This is a genomic window from Bacillus sp. 05T31, assembly GCF_056396725.1.
In genome coordinates, this window is the sequence record NZ_JBFTMA010000259.1 from 1 (window position 1) to 5,429 (window position 5,429).

Here is a 5,429-nt window from a genome sequence, read left to right on the forward strand (position 1 = left end):
AAGTTCTTGAAGATGTGAAGTGTGAGAATAGTCATGAGGCGTATAAATATAAATTTTACGTGTGTCATTTAAAATCGTACTATGAAAAGAATATGTTTCAATTTTTCCAGATGGATAATGATCTGAAGGAAAACGACTGCTATACTGTACTTCCATTCCTATGTTTAACACAGACGCTTTATTGGCATCTTCTCCAAATGTATTTTTATTAAATCGATCTAGTTGGTACTTTTCACTGCGCTTTATCCAATCATTTTCGAAAAAATCGTTTACTGAAAAATAGTACGTTGAAATAAAACTCTCATCCGTCCTAAACGTTACATACCAAATATCTGTCTGTAACAACCGTTGTAGTTGATTTACAGACAGATCCCAACCAGGAAAACTACCGAATACATAAACGTTTTCAGTTTTTTGATCCCCTAACCATATATACGTTATAAGCTTATACTGATTTTCTACAGGACATTGTTCTATTARTGGCGTATTATTTGACTTTATTTCATGCAAAAAAGTATAAAWWGCTTTCTCGTTTCCKWTTTTYAATTGATTATTAAGYTCCTCTAACTTWGGACTAATTATTGAAGTCACCCATCTGCCTCCTTTGTATTTCTTTCTTTTCACTAGATTGCTTTTATAAAATTTAGGATTAGTATGTTATGTATTTAGATGAGTTATTTATTTAGAAGGTTTATCAATTGCCTGAATAGAAAGTTCCAACGCTTTTATTCTTCTTTCTAAAAGTGTTCTTTGAGGACTACCAGCCTTAGACTTATCATAGGCTCTCTCAATTGATGGRAGCAAACCAGCAAGGAYATTACGAGCTTCTGCTAACTCTTCTTGGCTATACCGATGACTTTCTTGATTCCACACGTTCTCTAACACTGCTAGCCCTATRCAAACGGCTTTAAGCCTTTTTTTYACTAAGGTAGTATTTGCTCCTTTTTGAGTCATCTGTGAAAAAGCATTTTCAAGTTTACGAATTGTCGATTGTAAAGATTTTATTGATTCCAATTTATCTATATTTGACACGTTTTCCATGTTACTATTGTTCCTCCTGGCTTAACTTATTTAATACTGGATATAATAAGTACTTGATTTCACTCGAAATATTTTATCATAAATAACTAACTATATTCGAATTGGATAATGGATTAAAGGAAAACGGTATCTAAACGCCTCTCCCTCCTTTACATCATTCTATATGTACTTCTTTCTTCGTATTAGAATCCCTATATAAACAAGGTATTAAAATTGTATTTTTTATGAACAAAAAAACGCACAAGCAGCATAACTTGTACGTTTTTATTTTTATTCAGTAAGATAATACAGTAATAGTTTCCGGGCCTTCTCATAATTCATGAAATCTCTATACAAAATGGGATACTTCACAATTTCTGTTTCTATAAAACGATATTGCGGAAAACATTCAAAAAACGATTTCTTTAGCCACTTTATTTGATCAAACACAATCTCCTTTTCGTTGTTATTAAGTATGTAACTTAAAGTACCTGCTGTATGCATCCAATAATAATTTAAATCAGMRCTTATGCAATCATCTTCTGTAAAYATATTWTTAWAATCTTTTCGTAYTTTTCGAAKGTCACAATTCGGAAAYGGTTTAWRYAGMGGACTATGCATTTTCTGCAATTCATTAAAAATAACCTTTTTACCTAATAGCAACTTTCCACCCCTTTATTTCTCTATCCAATTTAATAATTTTTCATAATGATATTGAGCATCTGTATAGCCGAGATTATATAAATTAACGAGTTTTTCTTTATTTCTTTCTATTCCGCTTATAGGAAGCTGTACGCTAGGCTGAATGATATAAAAATTGTCTTTTTGTTCTATTTGATTCATATAAGTTATCGTCTCATTATAAAAACGATAATGTTCTACTAAAGATTGTGCGATATTCGGATATTTTCTATATAACATTTTAGCCAGCCCAGAAAATTTATTCCGCTGCTTCTCGTATCCATCCGGCTTTGTCATAATAACAACATTCTTTTGGTAACCATCATTTTGCGCTTTTAATACTGGAATAGGATCTATAATCCCTCCATCTAACAATTTTCGATTATCATATTCTACAGCAGGTGCTATAAACGGCACAGAGCTTGATGCACGAATAATTTTTAAAATATCATTTCCGTGTTCTATTTTATTATAATAAACTGCTTGTCCTGATTCGCAATCAGTCGTTCCGATTACAAACTGTTCATTTGAATTTAGGAAAGTTTGAAAATCAAACGGTACAATTTTGTTTGGTACTTCATCAAATAAAAAATCCATTCCAAATAATTCACGTTTTCTAATTAAGTTTCGATAAGATATATACCTGTGATCTGCTACTAGCTCTGTATTTACTTTCTTATTTCTTCCTTTTTGACGYGACAAATATGTTGCTCCCATACACGCTCCAGCGGATACACCGACTACATACGGAAARAATAAGTCCCTTTCCATAAAATAYTCGAGTACTCCTGCAGTATATAAYCCTTTCATYCCGCCGCCTTCTAATACTAAACCGATATTCTTCATGCTTAATCCCTCTACTTCTGTTTTCTTAATTACATGTTAGCACAAGATTTTAGGATGAGGTTATATAAATTAGTTGCAATAATAACAAAAAACTATTGAAGCAATGTCATAATCTATTAGCCATTCGCATGGTACAATATAAGAAACTCATTCCACATATTATAAAGGAGGAATTTCATATGGGTTTATTTAGTGGTATTTTAGGAAATGCATCAAGTGCGAGTACAGAAAGCGTTGAACGTGATTTAGAAAAAATTATGCTAGACGATGAGAAAGTTGAGCATGCTCATAAATTAATTCGTGATTTAATCGTATTTACAAATCGTCGTCTTATTTTAGTAGATAAACAAGGAATATCAGGTAAAAAAACAGAGTATCATTCTATTCCTTATAAAAGCATTACACAATTTAGCATTGAAACAGCTGGGCATTTTGATTTAGATGCAGAGCTTAAAATTTGGGTATCTAGTATGGATGATCCAATTACGAAAGAATTTAAAGGTGACGATAGTATTTTAAGCATTCAAAAAGCGTTAGTAACATATACGACGAAATAACGCCTTTCTGTATTTTTATTCATTATCGAAATTACTAACCCGAGTATTTTGGAAGAATATGCATTATTTTTGTATATTTAATCTAAAAYARYAYAAAAAGGTAAAGCGTATTTCAAATGCTTTACCTTTCTTTTTTRTAATAAATWARWGTWGYTTTATCATTTAATTTCTTTWTWAMTTCYGTTCTTWTATAYCCCATYTTTTCGTATAGAAAACAATTTCTTTCTTCTTCTAAAATCGTAGCAAGTTCAAAACTCCGTGCTTCTGGAAACATCTCTTCAATTAAAATAAGTACCTTCTTAGCGATTCCTTTCCCTTGATAGATTGGATGAATGAACATTGGACTGATCCAAAATTTATAAGGTCTTTCTTTTTGGGATATACATATCGCTCCAACAAGGTTCGAATCTATTATCATCTTATAAAAGTTGTTGCTCGGATTATTTATTCTTAAAATAGTTTTTTCAATAGATTCATTTGCTGGATTTGTTTCATAGTCTTTATATTTATTTAATAAAGGACTAAATGAGTCTATTTGCATTTGAAATAAAACTGCTGCATCAATTTCTGTCGCCTTCTCTAATGTTACCAATTTAAACGCTCTCTTAAAGAAGTAATATGAGCTGTATGATGACGACCGTGCCATGCATATAGTCCAATTGCAGCAGCAAGTTTYGTTTCTCCTGATTCAGGATGATTAAATGTCTTTTCTAAATCTGCYGGTTCTAAAGAATATAATAAGTTAATCCATCTTTTATGTAATGAATCTAGCATTACAAGTGAAACATCTACTGGTAATTTCGAGTCAGGTAGCTCTGCCCATTTTTCTTCTTTGTACGGTTTAATAGTTGGATTCTTTTCTGTCAGTGCTAATTTAAAGCGTATGTAGCTATTCATATGACTATCAACAACATGATGAACAACTTGGCGAACAGTCCATCCACCGACGCGATACGGTGTATCTAACTGCTTCTGATCTAAATCTTTTATCGCTCTTGCTAGTTCATTAGGTAAATCCTCTATTTCTTGAATCCATTTATCAATTATTTCTTCTGTAATAGTTCCTACGTAAGTAAATCGACCTATTGGATAACGTAAATCCTTCATGTACATGTCCCTCCCTATTATTTTTAACCCTTAGTAGTCCTCCAAATATAATGTACGAAATTTACGTTTTCCCCGTTTAAATCTACAGTAGTTGTCTCCGCTTCCTTTTCACGAGAAAATCCGTTCTTTTCTAATACAATTTGTGAAGCTATGTTATTTGTTGTTGTCATAGCATGTATTTCATTAATTTCATAGACTCTTGCTTGAGCCAAAATCAATTTTACAGATGATGCTGCAACTCCTTTTTTTGTAAAATTCTCTCCAACTCGGTAGCCTAACGACCCAATTCGTTTTTTCTTATCTACATCAACTAAATTGATACGTCCTACAATTTCTTTTTCTGTATTACGTATGAGATGAAAATAAGAAATCCCCTCAGTTTGTTCTTTTAATAGTTCGTCAAGTTGCTTTTGAAAGTATTCATACACGTAATAATTAGAGCCACGACTTGGTACCATTGTTTCAAAAAATGATTTGTTCGTGAGTTCAAAGTTAAATAAATCTTCAGCGTCTTGTTTCTTTAATTGTTCTATGTATATTTTCATCTCGCTTACTCCTTCTATATCTACTAACTGTTATATATTCTTTTTTAACCGATTATTTTCCTGCTATTTCTTTCGCATCAGTAATACAGCGAGTAGCACTTTCGGATGAAATAGGTGAAATGGACTACGAATTAAATTCATCACTCTTACTAATCGAATATAAACGTCAGAGTCACTTGCAGATAGTTGATATATTTGTTTCGTATACCATAGCTGAAATTTTTGCTTTATCGTTAATTTTCTTTTTAACTGAGGATGACGTGATATTTCCGTTGTAGTCATTTCCCAAGGAGTTTGTATGATATTAGCAGTTTCTTTATAAAACTGCTGTGTAAATGCTTTATCAAGCCTTTGTCTCCGTTGTAAAAGCAACTGCAATTGGTGAGCTTCCATAGCCGCAACTGAAACTCCYTGMCCRAAAACKGGATCAAAACGACATTGTGCATCWCCGACTACTAACAASCCTTCTGGTAAATGATTAAYTAAATCAAATCGCCGACGTACTTGATAAGGAATTTTGTATGTTTTGATATCTGAAATTGCCTCCGCTTTGTTTAGAAAATCTGTCACGTTAGGGATTGATAGATTTTCAGCGAAATCATAAAACTCATCATCTGTTTGTGGTGCTTTCTCATTTGCGTATCCGCTGAAAGTAACAAAATAACGATTATCC

General features: G+C 32.2%; 7 protein-coding genes and 2 pseudogenes. 1 reads left to right on the top strand and 8 read right to left on the bottom strand.

The features are described from left to right. The 4 genes and pseudogenes from AC1DJR_RS16210 to AC1DJR_RS16225 form a co-directional block, all read right to left on the bottom strand. Positions 1-591: pseudogene (locus tag AC1DJR_RS16210) on the bottom strand (enterochelin esterase); the annotation flags it as partial. An 87-nt stretch (positions 592-678) separates the two neighbouring features. After that, positions 679-1,041 carry a hypothetical protein gene (locus tag AC1DJR_RS16215; RefSeq protein WP_477003015.1) on the bottom strand — a complete coding sequence of 121 codons (363 nt, stop codon included), beginning with the start codon at positions 1,039-1,041 and terminating at the stop codon, positions 679-681. Positions 1,042-1,311: 270 nt separating this feature from the next. Next, a complete protein-coding gene (locus AC1DJR_RS16220; protein WP_477003016.1) occupies positions 1,312-1,683 on the bottom strand; it encodes a YxiJ-like family protein in 372 nt (123 codons plus the stop codon). Positions 1,684-1,695: 12 nt separating this feature from the next. After that, entirely contained in the window at positions 1,696-2,547 is an 852-nt protein-coding gene (locus AC1DJR_RS16225) for a patatin-like phospholipase family protein (protein WP_113734979.1), read from the bottom strand. A gap of 179 nt (positions 2,548-2,726) precedes the next feature. On the opposite strand from AC1DJR_RS16225, the gene AC1DJR_RS16230 reads away from it, so the two are divergent. Further along, positions 2,727-3,104, top strand: coding sequence for a PH domain-containing protein (locus AC1DJR_RS16230; protein WP_477003017.1), 378 nt, complete (start codon positions 2,727-2,729; stop codon positions 3,102-3,104). A gap of 121 nt (positions 3,105-3,225) precedes the next feature. On the opposite strand, the gene AC1DJR_RS16235 is transcribed toward AC1DJR_RS16230, so the two are convergent. From AC1DJR_RS16235 to AC1DJR_RS16250, 4 genes and pseudogenes are all read right to left on the bottom strand, one after another. After that, entirely contained in the window at positions 3,226-3,750 is a 525-nt protein-coding gene (locus AC1DJR_RS16235; protein WP_477003018.1) for a GNAT family N-acetyltransferase, read from the bottom strand. After that, positions 3,690-4,211, bottom strand: coding sequence for a YfiT family bacillithiol transferase (locus AC1DJR_RS16240; protein ID WP_088033757.1), 522 nt, complete (start codon positions 4,209-4,211; stop codon positions 3,690-3,692). The genes AC1DJR_RS16235 and AC1DJR_RS16240 overlap by 61 nt, the downstream gene beginning before the upstream one ends. A 23-nt stretch (positions 4,212-4,234) precedes the next feature. Beyond that, a complete protein-coding gene (locus AC1DJR_RS16245; protein WP_477003019.1) occupies positions 4,235-4,756 on the bottom strand; it encodes a GNAT family N-acetyltransferase in 522 nt (173 codons plus the stop codon). Positions 4,757-4,819: 63 nt separating this feature from the next. Further along, a pseudogene (locus AC1DJR_RS16250) lies at positions 4,820-5,429 on the bottom strand (glutamate synthase); the annotation flags it as partial.

What these genes read in the sequence shown, in the direction of transcription:
- AC1DJR_RS16245 (WP_477003019.1), bottom strand. Translation starts at nt 4,756, where the DNA reads ATGAAAATATACATAGAACAATTAAAGAAACAAGACGCTGAAGATTTA.
- AC1DJR_RS16230 (WP_477003017.1), top strand. Translation starts at nt 2,727, where the DNA reads ATGGGTTTATTTAGTGGTATTTTAGGAAATGCATCAAGTGCGAGTACA.